Origin of the sequence: Aeribacillus sp. FSL K6-1305 (genome assembly GCF_038050115.1) — a bacterium.
GTDB lineage: Bacteria > Bacillota > Bacilli > Bacillales > Aeribacillaceae > Aeribacillus > Aeribacillus composti.
The window spans coordinates 679,886-700,339 of record NZ_JBBOQV010000001.1; the positions used below are offsets into that span (position 1 = coordinate 679,886).

Consider the following 20,454-nt stretch of genomic DNA (forward strand, 5'->3'; position numbering starts at 1 on the left):
ATATGTCAGATGTTTATTCCTTGTTTTAGCAAATGTAGTGGAATCTGCCTTCTATTTTGACTTGTATTAGAGAAAAGTCCGCATTGGAAAACTAGCTTAATAGTTTTCCTTGCTGGAAGGCAAATTTTTTTGAAAAATATTATCGAAATTTGCAAAAAAATAATGAACGTTTTGGACATATTGCTAAATAATTTGTTACTATATGTTATCATAGAACTGTTAACAAATGATGGGGGAGTGATACATGTGGCGATGCCAAAATATATAACAAACATCGACAAAATTGAACAAATCCCAAAAGAGGAACGGGAAAAGCTGAAGCCGATCACAGAAAAATATGTGTTTCGGGTCAATGATTATTATTTAAGCCTGATCGACTGGAATGATCCAAACGACCCTATCAGAAAATTAGTTATTCCAAATGAAGGAGAAATGCGAGAGTATGGGAGGTGGGACGCATCAGATGAAGATACAAACTATGTCGTTCCTGGCTGCCAGCATAAGTACAAAACAACAGCATTGCTGCTAGTTTCTGAGGTTTGCGGAGCATATTGCCGCTATTGCTTTCGAAAAAGATTATTTAGAAGTGATGTAAAAGAAGCGATGGCAGACGTACAGCCTGGTATTGACTATATTCGCAAAACTCCTGAAATCAACAATGTTCTTCTAACTGGAGGGGATCCTTTAATCCTTGCTACGAAAAAATTGCGCATGATCATTGAAAGCTTACGAGAAATCGAGCATGTAAAAATTATCCGCATCGGCTCCAAAATGCCTGTCTTTAACCCTATGAGAATTTATGAAGATGAATCTTTACTCCAACTCATTAGAGAGTTTTCATCTCCTGAAAAACGAATCTACATTATGGCTCACGTCAACCATCCGAGAGAAATTACGAAAGAAGCAAAAAAAGCTTTTGAAGCGCTCCATGATGCCGGAGCAATAGTGGTCAACCAAACTCCAGTATTAAAAGGAATTAATGACGATCCTGTTGTTTTAGGCGAATTATTAGATAAGTTATCATGGGCGGGAGTAACACCTTATTATTTCTTTGTGAATCGACCTGTTGCTGGCAACAGTGACTTTGTATTAACATTGAAAGAAGTTTACGATATCGTTGAACAAGCAAAAGCAAGAACGTCAGGTCTAGGCAAGCGCGTCCGCCTGTCAATGAGCCATACCTCTGGGAAAATCGAGATTTTAGCTATCGAAAACGGAAAAGCGTATTTGAAATATCACCAATCTAGAGATGGCAATTATGGACAATTTATGGTGCTTGATTGCCCTGATGATGCAACATGGTTTGATGATCTGCCTGGCAACGAAAAGTATTGGAAAAAACCAAAAAAGAAAACAGACCAAGTTGTTTCAGTCAATGAATTGCCAGATCATCCTAAAAAAATAGCACAATAAAAAGTGATGGACAGGGGCTGTCTAATAAGTCGATTTTCCGGCTTATAGACGCCCCTTAATGTTTTAGAGACGTTGATATATCGACGTTTATGATTTTTTGTTTTCGATAGGGATTTGACTTTCTGGATAACCACTTTTAAAAAAATACATTATAAGAAAGGCAATTTATGACGTGAAAAAAATAACGAAAAGAAGGTACAGGTTGTTCTTGTGAATGAAGTGGAGCTGATGAGAATTTTGTTCAATAATAGCATGTATGATGCATTTGTATACAATAGAAGATTTTACCCCTTGGTATGGCCGTTCAGATATTATAGCAAGAGAATTTTTTTGCAAAAATTAGGAAGGCGATAAATTGAAGGGAAGTCTGTGCAGAACAGCACACCGATTCATCAGTTTTAATCGAAAAGAATTGAAAAACGATGAAATTTGCGGTTGTTTTTATTGTTTAAAAATATTTCATCCTTCTAAAATGGTGCGATGATGAAAAGACTGCCATTTGCCCTTTTTACGGCACCGATTCAATGATCGAGCAAGTTCCGGTTATCCTATCACAAAAAGTTTTTGAACCGCATGTGTAAGAAATGGTTTTAGTCTATTAAATTATTTATCATTTGGAATGAATTAGAAAGTTGAGGAAATGAATTTGAAAATCGGAAAAATGGCTCGAATGTACTTTTAGACCGAGTAAGTGTCCTGTAATTTTTTTCTACAAGACTTTTTACATCATTTTAAACACCGTCATCTCAGAAGTAATGGAGATTTCGAAACGGCGCCAAGCGTTTTATATGAATTAACGAACATTTGTAAAACTAAACGGAAGCGATATTGTAAAGACAATAAGACCCTTTTTTTAGCAGCTCCACAAATAAGCGGGGGATGAGTTGTATTTGGAAAAGAAACAGCTTCTCCCATCATCGTTACAAAGAAAATTCCAAAAGATAAAAGCTTTGCTTCTTTGTCATACGTGTATGATTTCTTCAGAACTTTTTTAAAAATAATCTGAATGGATTGCGGCTGCACAAAGGCGCCGGAAGAGAACGGTGCAAATGTCTGTAACCGCCACCCATTATTTAGTAAATCCTGATTATTTCCTCATAATTTTTCTTCAGTTTTCCTGAAAAACACCGAACTCCATTTGTATTCAAGCAGAATCATTCCTCTTTTCATATGTCATCTTATATACGAGAATATTGAAGGGAAAAGTTGCAGTTATAGACGAAATACCGCTTCTTTCAATGAAAAAAGAAGGGTTTTCGGAAAATTTTGCGAATACTGGAAGAGAAATTTTTTTATGAAAGGATGTGCCTGTCTGTATGGAGAAGGAAAACGAAATATTACGGCATTTGCCAAGAGGGAAAAAGTCAATGTCAGATATTTCAGGCTACAGTTATATATCATTGCTGAGAAAAGGAAAAAAAGCTTCTGTTTATCGGGGGATACGCGATCGTGATCATCAATGCGTTTTGCTGAAAGTTTTAACATCACAATCCCCATCGATAATTGATCATGCATCTTTTTTGCACCAATATGACTTCTACTCGCAGCTGAAGATGAAGGAAATTGTGACGCCTATAGAAGTTGAGCAATTGGGGAACACGTATGCACTTGTTTACCGAGATCCTGGGGGAATGTTATTAAAAGAATATATCAAAATTCATCGTCCACGAATTAGCGAATTTCTTCAAATTTCTTTACAACTTGCAGAAAAATTAATCGTCCTTCACGAACAAAACATTTCCATCACTATACTAAGTCCAGCTCACATTTTCATTCATCCTGAAAAACTAGATGTGCAATTTTTTGATATTGGAGGAGCCGAAGAGGATGATGAAATTTACGATATTTATCATTCGCCGGAACAGAGCGCACAAATCAATCCATCCTCCAGCCATCTCAGCGATATTTATTCGCTTGGTGTCATTTTCTATGAACTATTAACTGGCCGTCTGCCTTTTGACGTTGACTCTGATTTTGAATGGATGCATGCTCATATGACAAAAAAGGTCATTCATCCGTCTGAAAGACGTCAAGATGTGCCGAATGTGGTTTCCGACATCGTTTTGAAAATGCTTGCAAAAGCACCTGAAGATCGTTATCAGTCGGTTTTCGGACTGAAAGAAGATATTTTCCATTGCTTAAAGATGCTGGAACAAAACGGAACAGTCCAATCATTTCAGATTGCCCGATACGACTTTTCTTCACAATTTCAAATTACAAGCAAGTTATACGGAAGGGAGAAAGAAATACAAAGCTTAATGGAAGAACTGAAAATGGTTCGATTTGGTTTGACGAAAATGGTGCTTATTTCAGGAAGCGCCGGAACAGGAAAAACAGCGCTTGTGAATGAAATTGAAAAGTTATGCGCAAAAGAAAATGGTTATTTTGTTTCCGCAAAATTTGATCAATTTCAGCGGGATATTCCATATGAACCGTTTATTCGCGGATTTCGTCAGCTGATTAATCAATTATTGGCGGAAAGCAGAGAAGAACTTCAACGTTGGAAAAGAGAGCTTCTTGAACATTTAGGTTCAGGAGCGGCGGTTATCACGGAGGTCATTCCTGAACTGGAACTGTTGATCGGCAAACAAGACGCTGTACCTTTATTGCCTTCTTCCCAATCGAAGCTTCGTTTTCATTGGGCATTCAGGCGTTTTATGCAAACATTTGCGAAAAAAAGCCATCCATTGTTATTCTTTTTAGATGATCTTCAATGGTGTGATACAGCATCGCTAGAATTGCTGCAATCCATACTGAACGATCCAGAGTTTGAAAGTTTGCTCATCATTGGGGCTTATCGCGATGATGAAATGAAAGAAGGACATCCTTTCTTAACGAAATTAAAAGAAATGAAAAGAAGCAAAGAAAATATTAGGGAATTTCCACTCGGCATGCTGAATGTTGATCATATTAACCAAATCATTGCGGAAACGTTGGGATGCAGCCCGGACGATGTTCGCGAGCTTGCCATTGTACTATATGAGAAAACAGCGGGAAACCCATTATTTTTTAAACAGCTTTTCCAAACAATATACGATGAAAAGTTTCTATGGTGCAACTTAAAAAGAGGAAAATGGGAATGGAATCTCAACAAAGTGAAGGAGCAGCCCGAATACGATGAAATGATCGGATTCATTGTCAGCAAAATTGAAAAACTGTCGCCGTTAACCCGAAAACTTATCTTGACAGCTTCCTGTCTTGGACATCGCTTCGATTTTCAGTTTTTGTCTTTTCTTCATGATGGAATCAATACGGAGAAAATGACCGACGCATTGTCCGAAGCAGTCCAGGAAGGGATGATAATCCAGGTTTCAGATCAAGGAAGGTATCAGTTCATTCATGACCGTGTCCAGCAAGCTGCCTATTCATTGCTTGATCAAAGGAAAAAACAAGAAATTCATTATAAAGCAGGTCAATTCCTCTTCAAAAGAACAAGTAAAGAAGAACATGAAAAGTTTTTTGAAATGATCAACCATCTTAACTTGGGCCGGAGGTTCATTCAACATCCCGAAAGAAAAGCAGATTTGGCTGAGCTCAATTGGTCGGCGGGTGAAAAAGCGAAAAACGCAGCGTTATTTGATCAAGCATTGAATTATTTTCAAACAGGGATTGAATTGCTACCCGAAAATTATTGGGAATCCTGTTATGAATTAAGTTACAAGCTTTTTTTAGGCAAAGGGGAAAGCGAATATTTAAATGGACTTTTTCGGGATTCGGAAAGGACATTTAACGAAATGTTAACATATGCCAAAACAAAGGAAGATCAATTAAAAGTCTACAATATGAAATCTTTGCTGTTTTCTCATCAACAGCAGTTTGAAAAAGCGGTTGAGGCAGGGTTAAAAGGCCTTCGATTGTTCGGATGGAAGCTCCCGCAGCATCCGGGCAAGTTTAAAGTGCTGCTCGAGATGATTTTAACAAAAACAGCGCTTAGAGGACGTTCGGCTGCTGATCTCACCGCTTTGCCGACGATGACAGATAGGAACAAACGTTTACTAATGGAGATTTTAATTAATTTGAACAGAGCCAGCTACCAGTATGATCAATATCTAGTCAGCATTCTCATGCTTCGGGCGCTCCGGCTTACATTACGACATGGAATGACTGATGTGTCCGCTCTTGCTTACAACAATTATGCATTATTTTTAAGCGCCGGGTTTCAAGATTATGAGGGAAGCTTTCAATTTGGACAGCTTGCTTTACACACAGCTACCCGATTTCAATCAAAACACCTAATGGGGCGGGTCGATTTCGTTTTTGGCACATTTGTGAACCACTGGAAAAAAACGATGGAGGACAATCTTTTTTATATTAAACGTTCACAAAAACATTGCGTTGAATCCGGCAACCTTCATCTGGCCGGGGAATCGAGCTCATTTCTGATCATTACAATGTTGATTAAGGGGGAACCGCTCAATCAGTTGTTAGTAGAAATTGAGAAGCAGCTAGAGTTTGTCTTGCAAATTAAATTGGAACATTCCATTAAGTTTTTAAAAGCGGTGAAATCTTGGCTGCAATGTCTCGTTCATCTTAATGCGAAATTTACTATGTATGAAGAAAGAGAAAATCTAGATGAATCATCGGTTATCGTTTATGATACCATTCAATTGAAAATCGCATTTTTGTTAAAAGAAGATGAGCTGGCATATCAACTGGCGGTCCGTCTTGAAAAACTTGTCAAAAAATCACTGTTGCTCATCATTTCGCCTGAATTTTACTTTTATCATAGTTTATTGTTAATCAGGCGTTGCGAACAGAAAGACAGGAAAAACATGAAAATAGTTAAAAAACAGCTGAAACGGGCTTTGAATCAATTTAAAAAATGGTCTGAGCATTGCCCTGACAATTTTCGACATAAACAGCAATTACTTTTGGCGGAATGGGACAGATTGCAAAAAAAAGAGACAGAAGCCATGAAATGGTATGATGAGGCAATTCATTCCGCAAAAACTTCTTCTGACATTCAGATTGAAGCACTCGCTAATGAATTGGCAGGGGACTTCTATGCCAAAAAAGGCATGCATCGCATTGCGCAAACATACTTACGTGAAGCGCATCGATGTTATCGGCTGTGGGGGGCGCACAACAAAGCGGAACAGCTGCAGCACGATTATCCTGAATTTACTTTGATTGAGGAAACAAATCAAACAAAAAACGATCATAAAAGCATGATAACGTGGGAAGGGACCAAACGAACAAAAGGTGAGGAACGGGGCTTGTCCGCCATCATTCAAGCAGCAGCCTCTTTGTCTGAGGACATGAACTTAGAGCAATTGCTCGGGAAATTATTAATGCTCATTGCCAGATTTAAAGGGGCTGAAAAGGTATGCTTCATCAGGCCAAATGGAAAAGAAACCGTTTTTTCGATTGAAAAAGTCATTTCCACACATGGCGAAACAAACGAAATGGATCAAAACGTTGGCGAAAACATTCCGATTTCTGTTATCCAGTATGTGCACCGTATAAAAGAAACGATAAAGCTCCAGGATGCAGTAAATGATTTTACTTTTTCAAAAGATCACTATATTCAAAAAAACAAAGTCAGGTCAGTGTTATGTTTTCCTGTCGTCCAACAAAAAACGGTCAAGGGGATCTTTTATTTAGAAAATAATCAGTTAAAAAACGCCTTTGAATCCGAGAATATGGAAGTGTTGACAACCATCGCATCACAGGCTGTCTATGTACTTGAACTGCTGTATTCATTTGGAAAAGAAACAAAAATCGCAGTCGAGAAAAAAGCAGAGACGATCAAGAATGAGTTGGTTGATCCGTTGACAGAACGCGAATTGGAAGTGTTAAACCTTGTTTCAATCGGCTTAACGAATAAAGAAATTGCAGAAAGACTTGGTTTGGCTGTCGGAACGGTAAAAGTCCACTTAAACAATATTTTCAGCAAATTGCAAGTAAATCGCAGAACAAAAGCAGTGGTCCAAGCAAAGGAGTTAAACTTGTTGTAAGAAATGAGCAAAAGTGGCTCATTTTTTTTTGCGAAATTTGCCCATCTATAACTTTTGATATATGACAATTTCAAGAAATCAATGTATTGTGTTTTCAGTGACAGATGGAAAGGAGGATGGAAGTCTGAAATATCTCTTACGGGCGACCACTGAAATAGAGGGCATAGTAAAATAAGCCATCGATCGATGACCTTGATGGAAATATTTGGATATAAAGGTTAGGTTGCAACAGTAATTATACGAAACCCTTGGGATTTAGCTAATAAAAGAGCTTGTTCTACCGTGATTTCACGGTTTACTGGAAGAACATCAGCTTTTTTATATAAATTCGGATTATATGGTTCTTTCTTTTTGAGAATGTTGTAGATAGCTGTTAAAAGCATACGTGCAATGGCAATAATTGCTCGTTTGTGACCCCTGCGCTTTTTGAGTTTCAAATAGCGGTTTCGAATTTCGGGATGTTTTTCACTTTTGACTACAGCGGTGGCACACTGTACCAAAAGAGGCTTGATGTAGCAGCCTGCTCTCGAAATTCTTACTGACTTTTTCTTGCCGGCACTCTCGTTATTTGTGGGTGTAAGTCCTGCCCAGGAACATAAATGCTTAGCTGTCGGAAACACGTTCATATTGACACCTATTTCTGAAACCACGGCAATGGCGGAAAAGATGTTCTTAAAGGACGGAACAGTTAAGATCAAGTTCATTTCCTCTGTGTAGGACGCGGCAAGGGAAAGAATGATTTTTTCAAGGTCAGCTTTACGAGATTGAAGGTCTTCATAGTGCTGTTTCATCACCTTTAATTTTTCAGCCTGCTCCGGTGTAATAAATCCGTCAATGGCTAACTCCAATTCAGGCAGTTTACTCTTCATGGAGCCGTGGATTAAAGGTTCAATATCAAAAGAAGTGTCTAAAGGGTTCTTAAGGAGCTTTTCAATGATGTTCATAGAGCTTTTGCCGAAGGTATCTGAAACAACATTTCCAAGCTGGATGTTAGACACGGTTAAACTGTTTTGAAGACGGTTCTTCTCACTTGACATAAAATTAGTCAGTTTAAAACGATAGCGCATAAGGTCACGCAGCTGTCTAATCTCAAGTGGTGGCATAAAGCTTCCAGCCACAAGGTCATGCTTAAATAAATCAGCAATCCATTTGGCGTCTTTTTTATCTGTTTTCTTGCCACGGATCGCCTTGACGTACTTAGGGTGTGCAAGAGTGATGTTGCAGGAAGCTTCAAGTACATTAAACACAGGAATCCAGTATTTCCCGGTAGATTCCATACAGACATCCTTACAGTTATTTTCACAAAGCCATTGTGACAGCTCATTCAATCCTTTTGTATAGGTAGAAAAGCGATGGCGTTTGTAAGTTGTAACTCCTTTGATTGTTGAGGCAATACAGGCAACAACAAAGGTTTTGTGGACATCGATTCCACAACAGATAGGGTATACAATTTTTAAGGCCATAGGGAATGATCCTTTCAGAGAATTATAGGGATAGACAGCATTGACTGATTGCCCAGCAATAAACGAGTAGTTGTTTATACAAAGATAAGTCTGCGTGCTCGAAGTCACACTTATTTGTGCTTGGAAAGGCAATCTACACATATAAACATGCGGTCACCCTGCAACCAGAGTGGCCCACTCACCTCCGCGTGATTTGTAGTTGATTGTTATCCCTATGACTTTAGAATAATAAAAATAACGCCGGCGGCACAATTGTTTCATTACGTTTTGTGCCTTGAGCGAAGCGAAAGGAATGGATATAAACATGAACAATAAAGAATTGGAAGAACAACAAATATTGGATATAGAATGGGTTGAGCTTATATTAGAAGCTAAAAAACTCGGATTAACAGCTGATGAAATTCTTCATTTTTTACATAACAGTGAATTTTATAAATATTGGATGAAAAAAGATATATCTACAAAATAATTAAAATAAACTAGAGTATGCATCCATGAATATTTTTAACTGTCAATTTAAATCACTACTTTCAACAAGATGATAATACAGAACGTATTATTCTAATAAATGAAATTACATAAAGCATATGACTAAAAGCCAAGAAATGGTGGTACTGTTCATTTAGTAAATAGTTATGTACGTTTTGATCGAATGACAGGAGATGGATCGTGAAAAATGCCTAATATGCACTTATTCACACGTAAATACGAGTGACTTCATGAATTTGAAAATTGTTCAATTGTTTGGGCTGGCTATTACAAATGCAATGGACAACCCCATTTACGCTATAATCCCTTTTATAAAGAAATAAAAAGGGCCTTATGTGAGACAAAGGGAACAAACTCAAAGTCTAGGCAGAAGGAGTGTTCAGTTATATTAAAGGCATCGGTGCTTCAGCCGTTTTTCGCTAAGATTCTGGAAAAAGCGATATTGTGTTTTATCTAAAACGGCAAGGCTCACAACTTCCTAAAGATGGAAGGGAAATGCTCCTATTACTGTAAAAAACCACAGAAATTCATTGAAGAGTTCTGTGGTTTCATATTTTTTAAGGAGCTTTTAAAAAGAACCCGTTAACTAACGGCATTATGTCGAGTAGACATGAAATGGAGAATACTTCAAGTTTTCATTCAAACTCAATGTCCGGCCTTTTCCTCGTTGCAAAAGTCTCTTCAGAAAATATCCACAAAGTTCCGCAAATGCCGTTATCATCACAATTTGCTTTTCGTCTCTTGCTTGTTGGCCCATCCTTTGCAAAATACCTTGTTACAAGATGTGTTTTGTTAAAAAACATTTTCCCAAAATTTGAATGTCCGTCAGCAATTACGAATATGATAGAAAACGATATATGACATTTATCATATTCTGAATATGACATATATGACTTCACAGATCGATTTCCCTCTTATATGATTAGAAATATCAAATAAAGAAGGGAATCAAAAAATGACGAAACAAATGCAAAAAAATTTGAGAAAGCAAATGGCTCCTTATGAAAAACCTCACACTATGAATAGTGTTTGGCAGTTAGTCAATACAACTGTGCCGTTTTTTCTGTTATGGTTTTTAGCTTATCAAAGCTTATCCATTTCTTATGTTCTTACTTTCGCTATTTGCATGATCGCAGCTGGATTTTTAGTTCGACTTTTCATCATTTTCCATGATTGCTGTCACTATTCCTTTTTTAAAAACCGCCTTGCCAATAAAATTTTTGGAACAATAGCTGGTATTTTAACGTTGTTTCCGTACAGCAAATGGCAGCACAACCATTCAGTCCACCACGCAACCAGCTCAAATTTAGATAAGCGCGGAACAGGGGATATATGGGTTTTGACAGTTGATGAATATTTGTCAGCACCGCCTTTAACTAAATTCGCCTACAGGATGTATCGAAATCCGTTCGTGATGTTTGGGCTAGGACCGATTTACGTTTTCCTTATTAAAAATCGGTTTAACAGAAAAAATGCGAGGTTAAAGGAACGCATCAACACATATATAACAAACATATCAATCGTTGCCTTAGTTGGGCTGCTTGGTTGGACGATCGGATGGGGGCCGTTTCTTATCGTTCAAGGCACAATCTTTTTCATTTCAGGCACTTTAGGCATTTGGCTTTTTTACGTACAGCACACATTTGAAGATTCTTATTTTGAAGAAGATGAAAACTGGGAGTATGTGAAGGCAGCTGTTGAAGGGAGTTCATTCTATAAGCTTCCGAAACCGCTGCAATGGTTTACCGGAAACATCGGATTTCACCATGTGCATCATTTGAGCCCAAGGATACCCAATTATAAGCTGGAAGAGGCACACAATCAAACGTATCTTTTACAGAATGTACCAACCATCACTCTAGCGACAAGCTTAAAATCACTCCGATTCCGCTTATGGGATGAGCAAGCGAAAAAGTTTGTCGGGTTTAAAGACTTATCGAAAAAGAAGGAAAAAAAGCCGAAAGTCCATATTGAACCTGAATTGTAAAATCTTTAGAGAATAGCGGCAAAGTTTTGAAGACGCAGTGTACCTTTTTATGATAAGATAACATGTAAAACAAATTTATTTAAGAGGATTTGACCATGACAAAAAAGTATATGATCTTAGAGAAATTCTCGGGAATTTCTCCTTATATATGGAGCGTTTTTAGCATTTTGCCGTTTTATTTTATTTTTCAATCTTCCTCCACTAAGGAAATCATTGCAGGGATCGTGCTGACAATTATCTTTTTCTTTGTATATCGTTTAGCTTTTATTTCCAAAAAGTGGCCCGTCTACTTGTGGACGTCTATCTTGATTGGGATTTCCATCGCGATGACGATTCTTTTTCAATTTATCTATTTTGCCTTTTATATCGCTTATTATAACGGCCATATCAAAAACCGAATTGCTTTTTTAACATTGTACATCATTCACTTAGCGGCAACGACCATCTCAATCAACTATAACGTGGTTCTGCAGGAAAAGTTATTTTTAAAGCAATTGCCATTCGTCATCATTATTTGGATTAGCGTCATCCTTCTCCCATTCAATATTTACAATCGAAAAAAGCAAGGGCAGCTTGAAGAACAGCTCGAAGACGCCAACAAAAGAATTTCCGAGCTCGTTAAACAGGAGGAGCGTCAACGAATTGCCCGAGATCTTCATGATGCGTTAGGCCAAAAGCTGTCCCTCATCGGTCTAAAAAGTGATTTGGCAAGGAAATTAATTTACAAAGACCCTGAACAAGCCCGGAGCGAATTGAAAGACGTTCAGCAAACTGCCAGAACTGCATTGAATGAAGTAAGGAAAATAGTTTCGCAAATGCGCGGGGTTCGATTGAAAGAGGAAATCATACATATAAAACAACTACTCCAAGCAGCTGAAATCATGTTAGTCAGTAATGAAGAAGAATTCACACTATCAAACGTATCCCCGTTTATTGAGAACATTTTAAGTATGTGTTTGAAAGAAGCAGTAACAAATGTCGTCAAGCATAGCAAAGCTTTCACTTGCCGGATTGCCATTCAGCAATCTTGGAACGAAATATGTATGACGGTGCAAGACGACGGAATTGGCATTAAGGAGGAACGGGATCTTGCAAAAGGAAATGGACTGATCGGAATAAAAGAACGTTTGGAGTTTGTAAACGGCAGTCTGGATATTTATTCGGAAAAAGGGACTACATTAATCATGAAAATACCGAATGTAGTAAAGCAGACCGTTAAGGAGGGACTGAAATCATGATTCGAATTGTCATAGCTGAAGACCAGCGTATGATGCTGGGCGCTTTAGGGACTTTGCTTAATTTGGAAGAGGATATGGAAGTGGTGGGGCAGGCGACTAACGGAGAAGAAGCTGTTTCACTTGTGAAGCAATATCAGCCTGATGTTTGCATCATGGATATCGAAATGCCCAAAAAAAGTGGCCTCGAGGCAGCTGAAGAGCTGAAAGACCTGGAATGTAAAGTGATCATTTTAACAACGTTTGCCCGTACTGGTTATTTCCAACGGGCTTTAAAAGCTCGTGTCAGCGGCTATTTATTGAAAGACAGCCCCAGCGAGGAGCTGGCAAGCTCGATTCGAAGCATCATGGCAGGCAGGCGAATCTATGCACCAGAACTAATGGATGATGTATACAGTGAAGAAAATCCTCTCACGGAACGGGAAAAAGAAATATTAGAACTTGTAGCCGATGGGAAAAACACAAAAAAAATCGCGGACGAACTGAAACTAAAAACCGGAACGGTCCGAAACTATATTTCAACGATTTTGGATAAGCTTGAGGTAACGAACCGGATCGAAGCGATTAAACAATCTAAAGAAAGGGGATGGTTTAAATAGTGATGTTAGACTAAAAAGTAGACACAGATTATTATAGTAATAATAGACTGAAAAATGAAGTGTCTACATGACAAAAAAACAAAGGCGGTACGAGGAAGACTTTAAGCGTCAACTATAGACATAAGAAAAATTGTTTTTTCGCAACTAAATCAAAACATGATAAGAGACGGAACCGAAATCTTGCAAGCGAACAAAATGAACAGTTATTAATACCTTTCCCAAAAACACGATAAGTTCCTCAATATATTTCGTGGAACGATGAGATTCAGGTTCCGCCTGCCAATAAATTCACGTATCATATTCATTCTGGTTAAGCCGATAACGGCACCCTGTTTGTTTGAATTTATATTTTTCTAGAAAAAATGATTATTATATGATTCTCGTTATACCATTTATGAGTTTTCAAGCATCGCGGGCCAAACAATCGCTTTGTGAGAGCCTGTGTGCGTCATGCTTCTCGGTATACGAATTATAGAAAGAATTGTTTTTCATAGATAAGTTTATTTCTTAAGTTCTGATATGCGCTTACTTTTTTACTGAACATAATCAAACATTGTACTAGTAAAGCCGCCAAAACTAGACAACTGGCAGCAAACGGAAGGGAGGAAGGCGCCAATCCTGCACGCAATACAATCCCTCCAAGAGAAGAACCTACTGCACTTCCTAAATAATTAGCGGAACTGTTTAAAGCTACAACAGCAGCGTCATGCTCAGGCTGGTAACGAAGCCGTTCATGTTGTTGCGGGGCTTGCGAAGCCCAGCCCATCGCCCCCCATAGAACAAAAGGTAAAAAGGATCGCATCGGAAAAGGGAGTGCAAATGGTATGCAGAACATAGCGAAAGCCATGATGGTTAAAATGCCGGCCATAAGCATTTTCGGTCTTGCTGTCCGGTCAATGAAATACCCAACGGAAAAGCTCCCGATGACGCCCCCAATGCCCCATGCCCACAAATAAGGTGCAAGGCTGGGGGTGTCTTTTAAGTTATCCAAAATGGTTGAAATATACGTATAGAGTCCCAAGCTGGCAATGCTTGTTATAAAAGTTACGCTGATGATTGCGGCAACTCGTTCTTTTGCCATCATGGCAAAACGTTGCTGCATCGATGGCGGTGGAAACGAGATAATCCCTATCATAGCGACAAAACCTAATTCTCCTATTTAAAAAAGGGATAAGCTTGAATTCTATTACGAATATGTAAAATCGGTGTCTTCTTCATTGATCGTTTCAATTTTCCGACCTTCCCAATCTCGTTCGAATCATACGTTTATTTTAAGCAAACATCTTCAATCCCTCCATTATCGTTTATAGAACAATACGGCGAACTGAAGGAAGTAATTGCATCTAAAAATAAAAAGCGTTGACTTTTAGAGCAATGTTTTGTAATATTGAGACCATAAATACCCATACATGTATATGTAAAATGATTAGTTTAAACCAAATTTACAACATTCGATAGGAGGAAGAAGGGAATATGACGGTAAAAACTATCACGGTAAAAGAAATTGCAAACAAAATCATTCGCGGGGAAGACTTGTTTATAGTCGATGTACGCAATCAAGAGGAGTATGCTGATTGGAGAATTGAAGGAAAGAACGTACAAGTTGTAAATATTCCTTATTTTGAAGTTCTTGACGGTGTGGATCCATTTCTTGAGCAATTGCCTAAAGAGAAAGAAAACGAAATTTATGTGGTCTGTGCCAAAGGAAAAATATACTCGTTATCCAGTTATTGATGGCGATAAAGATCACGTTCTTGGACTTATTAATGTGAAAGAAGTGTTTACCGATCTTGTGACAAATCCATCCGAAGAAAAACAAATGAAAGATTATATCCGCCCAATCATTCAAGTGATTGAATCAATCGCGATCCATGATTTGCTTGTGAAAATGCAGAAAGAACGCATCCACATGGCCATTTTAGTCGATGAATATGGCGGTACGTCGGGACTTGTTACTGTCGAGGATATTTTAGAAGAAATTGTTGGAGAAATTCAAGATGAATTTGATGTAGATGAAATTCCGTTGATCCAAAAAATTGATGAAACACGTACGATTATCGACGGGAAAGTGCTGATTAGCGAAGTGAACGATTTGTTTGGCCTTTCCATTGATGATGAGGATGTCGATACGATTGGAGGATGGATTTTAACGAAGCATTATGATATTAAAGTAGGCGATAGCGTCGAAATCGACAATTACTTGTTTACGGTGAAGGAGATGGATGGTCACCACGTGAAGACGCTAGAAGTCGTGAAGCAGGAAAAAGAAGAGAGAGAAGCAGATAATGAACTCGGTGAAAAAGAGGAATTGCATTTATGAGGCAGACGTTTATAGGACGTCTGCCTTTTATGGTGGATCCATGTAAAACCGAGCGATATCAACAGGAAAATCATCAACGTGAGCGATGCATGAAATCATTTCGTTCGTAAAAGGATGCAAAAATGATAGTTTAACGGCGTGAAGTGCTTGTCGATGAAATGTGTCTTTTCCGCCATAAAGAACATCTCCGACTAACGGATGACCGATGTAACTCATATGGACGCGGATTTGATGAGTGCGCCCGGTATCGAGGGAAAGCTCTACGAGCGATGTTTGTTCATCGGGAAACGTATGTAAGACGCGGTAGTGTGTTACCGCTTTTGCACCCGTTTTCGAAACTCTGCGTCTCGTCGGATGATGGCGATCGCGTCCAATCGGTGCAGAAATCGTTCCTGATTTATTTTTTAGGATGCCATGGACGAGCGCTACATACGTCCGTTTGATGAGCCGTCTTTCCAACATCCGATCAAGCGTGGCTCCTGCAAGCGTATGTTTGGCAAACAAAATCGTTCCCGATGTGTCACGATCAAGCCGGTGAATATGCCGTACTTTCGTCAAAATCCCTTGTGATTGTAAATAAAAAGCGACCGCGTTCGCTAAAGTCCCTATTTGAGAAGGTTCAGAAGGATGGATATCGATTCCAGCGCCTTTATTAATAATAAGGAGATGCTCGTCCTCCCATAAAACGGAAAGCTCTCGATATTCAGGAATAATGATGGAAGGTTCAGGTTTATAAAGATACAACTGCAGGCGGTCTTTTTCTTTTAATGGCGTTTGCCATGATACTTCTTTTCCGTTGAGCTTGATTCCTTTTTCCATTCGCAGTTGATGAGCTAACTTTTTAGAGGCGCACCATACTTCTTTTAGCAACGATTCAATCGTACGTCCTTCCCAAAAAGAAGGAATGACACATTCAAGCCAGTCTCCTTTTTTGGACCACATCATTATTTCACTCCAAAATTTCAAAACAGTGGAAACACTTTCTACCTCAATATATGTATCAGATATGATACACTCATAGTAGCGTTTTATAGTATGTTATGCAAGTGCGAAAAGGTGGTAAGAACATGAAAATGGTTTATGCAGCCACGAAAGAACAAGAGGAATATATGAATTATTTAGTCAATTATTTTTACACAAACATTTTTCCGTATTATTTTGATGATGAACAAATTAATAAGTTTGAAAATTCGAAAATCCTTTCATTACCAAGGGAATACGTTACATACAATGGAACGATGAAAGAAGCGTTTCAAATTATTTCATCACTTCAATCGTTAATTACTGTGATCGAATATGTAGGAGAAAGCGGAGATTGCGAACGGTATCGTGATCTATTTGAGCGGAACGTCAAATTACTTAGGCGGTACGGTATTACGTTTCCGTTTATGATCGAGCAGTTTATGAGCAAGCGTCATTACCCATGCAGTATGTATTTGCCTTCACAAAGCGATTGGTTAATGTAAGATGGAGCTCGTCCATCACAGGGCGAGCTCCTTATTGTGCGCCCGGCATGGGTGTAATCTATAGGGTGAAAGTCCCGAGCTGCGAAGGCAGAAGTAGCAGTTAGCTTAACGCAAGGGTGTCCGTGGTGACGCGGAATCTGAAGGAAGCGAGCGGCAAACTTCCGGTCTGAGGAACACGAACTTCATATGAGGCTAGGTATCACTGGGTGAGTTTGCAAGACAAAACAAAGCCCTTTCTGCCGAAGGTGATACAGAGTAAATGAAGCAGATGGATGGAAGGAAAGATTACACTCTTACCCGGGGAGGTCTGGCTGGCACGCCAAGTAACCTTGGTAACCTATCTAGTGATAGATAGCTGAACAGTCAGAAGTCAGCAGAGGTCATAGTATTAGTTGGTCTAGAACAACTAAGAAGGACCGAACAATTAAGAGAGAATAGCCCTTGGCATTCAGTGAGTCATGATGAACACAGAAAACGTAGTACCTCACTTGAGGGAGGAAGCGGTGAATCCCGTGGGAGATCTCTTGGAGGGTGGAGTGACCACTGGCATAAAGAGAACAGCTATTCACGGAAGTTATAAAGACTTGCGTCAATTATCTTAATTGAACCGCCGTATACGGAACCGTACGTACGGTGGTGTGAGAGGACGGGAGTTAATCGCTCCCTCCTACTCGATTATTGCTATGTTGAATCGAAGAAAACCAGTCACGGAAAACTGCTTTTTCATGATAGCCATCGATTCGTTTTACTTCTTTCCCTTTTTCATAATGAACAAGGGTTGGTGTTCCATCAATATGGTACTTATCCCATCCATCTTCAAATTCAAGCAAATTAAACATTTTTAAGTCAATGCCCATTTGTTTTGCCAAAGGGACGACGATCGGAGTTATTTTTTTACAGTGCGGACAAGTCGGGCTGTAAAAATAGACGGTGACCGTTTCTTTGTTTTTTAACTTCTGTTCTAATTCGTTCGGCAAAATGATGTTTTGATAATTTGGATCATCAAGCTGCGCAACAGTTGCAGGGTCAAGTTCTTCTTTATGATAAGGATTATTTTTGGCAGCTTGTTTTTGCTGATACGATGTGATAAAGGAGATCGCCGCAAACAGCGCTACAATAATCGATCCGAAGATAAGGAGCTTTTTCAACTTATTTTCCCTTCTTTCTCTTTACGAATAATGAAGATGCTTAATACACTAATGAGAAAAAATGCAACTAACGCTAAAAATGGAATCGTAATAAAGCCAAGCCAATTAATGTACTGTCCCGTGCAAGGGACGCGGCCGCACGAAATCGCATGGGTTTGGAAAAACGAAATTTTTTGCAGAGCATAATGGTAAAGAGAAATCGCTCCACCGATGATGGATAATGCAAGGCTATAGCGAGCGATGCCATATTCTTTCCGAATGGCCGCAAGCCCTAACAAAACCACCTGTGGATACATAAAAATGCGTTGAAACCAGCAAAGATCACAAGGGATAAATTTTAAAATTTCGGAAAAGTAAAGGCTACCAAGCGTCGCGATCAATGAAATTCCCCAAGCGCCGATAAGCGCGTTTTCCAATGTTTTGGCATTGTTATTCATACTGTAGTCCCCTTATTTCTCATGTTTATTGCCATTTTCATTATATTGGACGAAAAGGAGAATGTAAAATTTTAATAAATATATAAGCCGCTATTTTTATTTTATAGTATAATGCTTGTGTACAACTGGACATAGAGGTGAGAAATTTGGAACGAGCATGGTGGAAAGAGGCGGTTGTGTATCAAATTTATCCGCGCAGTTTTTACGATTCCAACGGGGATGGCATTGGCGATATCCGCGGCATTATCGCGAAACTTGATTATTTAAAAGAACTTGGCGTGGATGTGGTATGGCTATCTCCGGTATATAAATCGCCAAATGATGACAACGGATATGATATAAGCGATTATCGGGAGATTATGGATGAATTTGGTACGATGGAAGATTGGGAAGAAATGCTTGAGGAAATGCACAAACGCGGGATTAAGCTAGTGATGGATTTAGTCGTCAATCATACATCAGATGAGCATCCGTGGTTTATCGAATCAAGAAAGTCAAAGGACAATCCGTATCGCGACTACTATATATGGCGGCCTGGAAAAGATGGAAAGGAACCGAACAATTGGGAGTCAATTTTTAGCGGTTCAGCGTGGGAATATGACGAAACGACGGAAGAATATTATTTGCATCTTTTTTCAAAAAAACAACCAGATTTAAACTGGGAAAATCCAAAAGTGCGCCGCGAAGTGTATGACATAATGAAGTTTTGGCTTGATAAAGGCGTCGACGGCTTCCGAATGGATGTCATCAACATGATTTCGAAAGTGCCAGAATTACCGGACGGAAAACCGCAGGAAGGGAAGAAATACGCTTCGGGAAGCAAGTATTTTATGAACGGTCCGCGCGTTCATGAGTTTTTGCAAGAGATGAACCGCGAAGTATTGTCAAAATACGACATTATGACGGTCGGAGAAACGCCGGGAGTCACACCAAAAGAGGGAATTTTATATACCGACCCATCGCGTCATGAGTTGAACATGGTGTTTCAATTCGAGCATGTTGGTTTAGATTCCGGACCTGGAGGAAAATGGGATATTCGTCCATGGTCGTTGGCCGATTTGAAAAAAACGATGACAAAATGGCAAAAAGAGCTAGAAGGAAAAGGATGGAACAGTCTTTACTTAAACAATCATGATCAGCCACGCGCTGTTTCTCGCTTTGGCGATGATGGAAAGTATCGTGTGGAATCGGCGAAAATGCTTGCAACATTTCTCCATATGATGCAAGGAACACCGTATATTTACCAAGGTGAAGAGATCGGAATGACCAATGTGCGCTTCCCGTCGATTGAATACTACCGCGATATTGAAACATTGAACATGTATAAAGAACGTGTGGAAGAATATGGTGAAGATCCGCAAAAAGTGATGGAGAAAATTTATTATAAAGGGCGTGACAACGCGCGCACACCGATGCAGTGGGATGACAGCGAAAACGCAGGATTTACAACGGGGACGCCATGGATTCCAGTAAATCCAAATTATAAGGAAATCAACGTAAAAGAGGCTTTAGCGGATCCAAATTCGGTGTTTCATTATTATAAAAAATTAATTCAACTTCGCAAGCAGCATGACATTATTGTCTATGGAACATATGACTTAATTTTGGAAGACGATCCGTATATTTACGCATACACACGCACATTGGGAAATGAAAAGCTGATTGTTATTACTAATTTTTCTGAAAAAACTCCTGTTTTCCGGCTTCCGGATGATATCACCTACAAAACAAAAGAACTGCTTATCAGCAATTACGATGTTGATGAAACGGAAGAACTGAAAGAAATTCGCTTGCGTCCATGGGAGGCGCGCGTATATAAAATCCGTTTGTCATGAAACATTTGCTTTTTCCGGTGCCAATACTAAGCGATACAAACATTATTTTCTACCTATATCCTCCCGCCAATCCGCCCATAATAATCGGTGAAAGGGGAGGATCAC

At 39.0% G+C, this 20,454-nt stretch carries 14 protein-coding genes and 1 pseudogene; 10 read left to right on the top strand and 5 right to left on the bottom strand.

The genetic code is table 11. The annotated features are described in order from the left end of the window. Positions 1-246 precede the first annotated feature (246 nt). Both NST97_RS03160 and NST97_RS03170 read left to right on the top strand, forming a co-directional pair. Positions 247-1,413: a KamA family radical SAM protein gene (locus tag NST97_RS03160; protein ID WP_144597999.1), complete on the top strand. Its 1,167-nt coding sequence runs from the start codon at positions 247-249 to the stop codon at positions 1,411-1,413. A gap of 1,316 nt (positions 1,414-2,729) precedes the next feature. Beyond that, complete coding sequence (locus NST97_RS03170) at positions 2,730-7,370, top strand: helix-turn-helix transcriptional regulator (RefSeq protein ID WP_144598000.1); 4,641 nt, start codon at positions 2,730-2,732, stop codon at positions 7,368-7,370. A gap of 218 nt (positions 7,371-7,588) precedes the next feature. On the opposite strand, the gene NST97_RS03175 is transcribed toward NST97_RS03170, so the two are convergent. After that, complete coding sequence (locus NST97_RS03175; RefSeq protein WP_340733413.1) at positions 7,589-8,833, bottom strand: IS110 family transposase; 1,245 nt, start codon at positions 8,831-8,833, stop codon at positions 7,589-7,591. Positions 8,834-9,137: 304 nt separating this feature from the next. Here NST97_RS03175 and NST97_RS03180 point away from each other — a divergent pair, with 304 nt between their 5' ends. The 4 genes from NST97_RS03180 to NST97_RS03195 all read left to right on the top strand — a co-directional run bounded on the left by NST97_RS03180 (position 9,138) and on the right by NST97_RS03195 (position 13,143). Next, positions 9,138-9,302, top strand: a complete 165-nt coding sequence (locus tag NST97_RS03180; RefSeq protein ID WP_242009324.1) for an anti-repressor SinI family protein — start codon at positions 9,138-9,140, stop codon at positions 9,300-9,302. Positions 9,303-10,277: 975 nt separating this feature from the next. Next, a complete protein-coding gene (locus NST97_RS03185) occupies positions 10,278-11,309 on the top strand; it encodes a fatty acid desaturase (RefSeq protein ID WP_339195571.1) in 1,032 nt (343 codons plus the stop codon). 95 nt (positions 11,310-11,404) lie between these two features. Next, positions 11,405-12,547 (top strand): sensor histidine kinase, encoded by a 1,143-nt coding sequence (locus NST97_RS03190; RefSeq protein ID WP_144598002.1) that lies wholly within the window; start codon positions 11,405-11,407, stop codon positions 12,545-12,547. After that, entirely contained in the window at positions 12,544-13,143 is a 600-nt protein-coding gene (locus NST97_RS03195; RefSeq protein ID WP_339211483.1) for a response regulator transcription factor, read from the top strand. The genes NST97_RS03190 and NST97_RS03195 overlap by 4 nt, the downstream gene beginning before the upstream one ends. A 469-nt stretch (positions 13,144-13,612) precedes the next feature. On the opposite strand, the gene NST97_RS03200 is transcribed toward NST97_RS03195, so the two are convergent. Then, on the bottom strand, positions 13,613-14,278 hold the full coding sequence (locus NST97_RS03200) for a hypothetical protein (protein WP_341342921.1): 666 nt from the start codon (positions 14,276-14,278) through the stop codon (positions 13,613-13,615). Positions 14,279-14,616: 338 nt separating this feature from the next. Between NST97_RS03200 and NST97_RS03205 the strand changes: the two genes are divergently transcribed. Beyond that, a complete protein-coding gene (locus NST97_RS03205; RefSeq protein ID WP_341342922.1) occupies positions 14,617-14,877 on the top strand; it encodes a rhodanese-like domain-containing protein in 261 nt (86 codons plus the stop codon). Continuing rightward, positions 14,840-15,463: pseudogene (locus NST97_RS03210) on the top strand (hemolysin family protein); the annotation flags it as partial. The gene NST97_RS03205 and the pseudogene NST97_RS03210, both read left to right, overlap by 38 nt. A 27-nt stretch (positions 15,464-15,490) precedes the next feature. Here NST97_RS03210 and NST97_RS03215 read toward each other — a convergent pair. Continuing rightward, positions 15,491-16,405, bottom strand: a complete 915-nt coding sequence (locus tag NST97_RS03215; protein ID WP_339195742.1) for an RluA family pseudouridine synthase — start codon at positions 16,403-16,405, stop codon at positions 15,491-15,493. A 125-nt stretch (positions 16,406-16,530) separates the two neighbouring features. On the opposite strand from NST97_RS03215, the gene NST97_RS03220 reads away from it, so the two are divergent. Next, the gene (locus tag NST97_RS03220) at positions 16,531-16,929 is read left to right on the top strand and encodes a YhcU family protein (RefSeq protein ID WP_081189044.1); all 399 of its coding nucleotides are present in this window, start codon (positions 16,531-16,533) and stop codon (positions 16,927-16,929) included. A gap of 653 nt (positions 16,930-17,582) precedes the next feature. Here the strand turns inward: NST97_RS03220 and NST97_RS03225 are convergent. Next, the gene (locus NST97_RS03225; RefSeq protein ID WP_341342923.1) at positions 17,583-18,077 is read right to left on the bottom strand and encodes a thioredoxin family protein; all 495 of its coding nucleotides are present in this window, start codon (positions 18,075-18,077) and stop codon (positions 17,583-17,585) included. Further along, positions 18,074-18,514 (bottom strand): disulfide formation protein C, encoded by a 441-nt coding sequence (locus tag NST97_RS03230; RefSeq protein WP_339195588.1) that lies wholly within the window; start codon positions 18,512-18,514, stop codon positions 18,074-18,076. Before NST97_RS03230 ends, NST97_RS03225 begins: the two co-directional genes overlap by 4 nt. A 146-nt stretch (positions 18,515-18,660) precedes the next feature. On the opposite strand from NST97_RS03230, the gene NST97_RS03235 reads away from it, so the two are divergent. Next, complete coding sequence (locus NST97_RS03235) at positions 18,661-20,349, top strand: glycoside hydrolase family 13 protein (protein ID WP_081189041.1); 1,689 nt, start codon at positions 18,661-18,663, stop codon at positions 20,347-20,349. Positions 20,350-20,454: the final 105 nt, after the last annotated feature.

What these genes read in the sequence shown, in the direction of transcription:
- NST97_RS03205 (WP_341342922.1), top strand. Translation starts at nt 14,617, where the DNA reads ATGACGGTAAAAACTATCACGGTAAAAGAAATTGCAAACAAAATCATT.
- NST97_RS03230 (WP_339195588.1), bottom strand. Translation starts at nt 18,514, where the DNA reads ATGAATAACAATGCCAAAACATTGGAAAACGCGCTTATCGGCGCTTGG.
- NST97_RS03220 (WP_081189044.1), top strand. Translation starts at nt 16,531, where the DNA reads ATGAAAATGGTTTATGCAGCCACGAAAGAACAAGAGGAATATATGAAT.
- NST97_RS03190 (WP_144598002.1), top strand. Translation starts at nt 11,405, where the DNA reads ATGACAAAAAAGTATATGATCTTAGAGAAATTCTCGGGAATTTCTCCT.
- NST97_RS03185 (WP_339195571.1), top strand. Translation starts at nt 10,278, where the DNA reads ATGACGAAACAAATGCAAAAAAATTTGAGAAAGCAAATGGCTCCTTAT.
- NST97_RS03175 (WP_340733413.1), bottom strand. Translation starts at nt 8,833, where the DNA reads ATGGCCTTAAAAATTGTATACCCTATCTGTTGTGGAATCGATGTCCAC.
- NST97_RS03195 (WP_339211483.1), top strand. Translation starts at nt 12,544, where the DNA reads ATGATTCGAATTGTCATAGCTGAAGACCAGCGTATGATGCTGGGCGCT.
- NST97_RS03215 (WP_339195742.1), bottom strand. Translation starts at nt 16,405, where the DNA reads ATGTGGTCCAAAAAAGGAGACTGGCTTGAATGTGTCATTCCTTCTTTT.
- NST97_RS03170 (WP_144598000.1), top strand. Translation starts at nt 2,730, where the DNA reads ATGGAGAAGGAAAACGAAATATTACGGCATTTGCCAAGAGGGAAAAAG.
- NST97_RS03200 (WP_341342921.1), bottom strand. Translation starts at nt 14,278, where the DNA reads ATGATAGGGATTATCTCGTTTCCACCGCCATCGATGCAGCAACGTTTT.
- NST97_RS03180 (WP_242009324.1), top strand. Translation starts at nt 9,138, where the DNA reads ATGAACAATAAAGAATTGGAAGAACAACAAATATTGGATATAGAATGG.